The organism is Halorubrum sp. SS7 (genome assembly GCF_005435055.1).
GTDB classification, from domain to species: Archaea; Halobacteriota; Halobacteria; order Halobacteriales; family Haloferacaceae; genus Halorubrum; species Halorubrum salinarum.
Genome location: NZ_SGXV01000747.1, coordinates 1 through 217, shown reverse-complemented (window position 1 = coordinate 217; position 217 = coordinate 1). Strand labels below are relative to the sequence as shown.

Annotated in this window: 1 pseudogene; it reads right to left on the bottom strand. The window is 70.0% G+C overall.

Going from position 1 to position 217, the window contains the following annotated elements:
* A pseudogene (locus tag EXE44_RS19800) lies at positions 1 to 217 on the bottom strand (hypothetical protein); the annotation flags it as partial.

Sequence of the window (217 nt, the reverse complement as noted above, 5' to 3'; positions counted from 1 at the left end):
AAATCGTCGTCTCGAAGCGGTACTCGCCGACCGGGAGGCAGGGGTCCTCACCGGGCGTCGCGTACAGGTCGACGAGCCGCTCGCTCGACTCGCCGGCGGCGATCCCGAACGTCCGGTACTCCTCCGTGACCGCGATCTGGTCGGTGAGCCGCCAGCAGTCGGGTTCGGCGGGGTACTCCTCGGCGCCGGGAAGGAGCACGAGCGCGTCGTCTTCGTC